The organism is Christiangramia aquimixticola (assembly GCF_048285835.1).
GTDB lineage: Bacteria > Bacteroidota > Bacteroidia > Flavobacteriales > Flavobacteriaceae > Christiangramia > Christiangramia aquimixticola.
On sequence record NZ_JBLVTL010000002.1, the window covers coordinates 709,424 to 711,017 of the forward strand.

1 protein-coding gene is annotated in these 1,594 nt (G+C 43.3%); it reads right to left on the bottom strand.

Annotated elements, in window-relative coordinates; all coding sequences use genetic code 11:
- Positions 1-1,594: putative Ig domain-containing protein (locus ACNKXV_RS06905; RefSeq protein ID WP_417906984.1), on the bottom strand; the 1,594-nt coding region annotated here is incomplete at both ends.

Here is a 1,594-nt window from a genome sequence, read left to right on the forward strand (position 1 = left end):
TCTTTATTAGAAACCTGGATGCTACCGTCTGAGTTTAAAGTAACACCCGCCGGAAGATTACCTGAAGTCACTTCAGCATTGGTAATTGCACCATCAGCATCCGCCACTGTTGCCAGTATGTTTCCATTAGAATATTCATTGATCGGTTGTGCAGCTTCCACGGTGTAAACTGCTTCTTTATCTTCAAAAAAGATTAAGGTAACAGTTTGCGTAGTGGAACCTCCTTTATTATCGGTAGTGGTTACATCGAAAGAATGGGTGCCTGCTACTAATGAACTTACATCACTCACGGAGATCTTCCCTGTAGTTGCGTCTAAAGCTACTCCTGCCGGAAGGCTGGTAGTATTTGCTAAAACAGCTTCGGTGATTGCTCCATTATCATCATTAACTGTTGCCAGTTGTTCTCCATTGGTATAACTGTCTACAGGCTTAGCTGCTGCTACGGTATAGGTAGCTTCGATATCAGCCGGATTAAATACCAGGGTAACAGTTTGCGTAGTGGAACCTCCTTTATTATCGGTAGTGGTTACATCGAAAGAATGGGTACCTGATACTAATGAACTTACATCACTCACGGAGATCTTCCCTGTAGTTGCGTCTAAAGCTACTCCTGTCGGAAGGCTGGTAGCATATGCTAAAACAGCTTCAGTGATTGCTCCATTATCATCATTAACTGTTGCCAGTTGTTCTCCATTGGTATAACTGTCTACAGGCTTAGCTGCTGCTACGGTATAGGTAGCTTCGATATCAGCCGGATTAAATACCAGGGTAACAGTTTGGGTAGTAGAACCTCCTTTATTATCGGTAGTGGTTACATCGAAAGAATAGGTGCCTGCTACTAATGAACTTACATCACTCACGGAGATCTTCCCTGTAGTTGCGTCTAAAGCTACTCCTGCCGGAAGGCTGGTAGCATTTGCTAAAACAGTTTCGGTGATTGCTCCATTATCATCATTAACTGTTGCCAGTTGTTCTCCATAGGTATAACTGTCTACAGGCTTAGCTGCTGCAACGGTATAGGTAGCTTCGATATCAGTATAACTTTTAACTCCATCACAATTCTCGTCTACATCATTATCAGGTATTTCTGTAGCTCCCGGATAGATAGAAGCATCACCATCATTACAATCTCCGGAAGTACTTGTTAGTTCAGCAGCTGTAAAATGGTTTGCAGGTCTTGCACAAGCTATTTGTGAGGTGCCATCACTATACTTGTCGCCATCACCATCCAGATACCAGGTCTGTCCAGGGAATTCTGCGGCATCGGTATCATTACAATCAGGTGTTGCCGGGGCAGTGGTTGAATAACCAGCACCAGGAGAGGTACACTGTGTTACTGAATTTGTGCTTCCAAAGAAACCATCAGCATCATTATCCACACCCACATACCAAACCGTATCCGGATTGATAGAAGAATCGGTATCATCACAATCGGTGTTATTGGTTACTCTTCCATCAGCAGGATCAGCACATAAGCTAGTTCCCGAATCTGAAGCATCTCCAAATCCATCTTTATCGGCATCGATATAATAAGTAGTAAAGGTCAGATCTTCATCGATAGTTCCATCACAGTCATTGTCCTTCCCATCACATA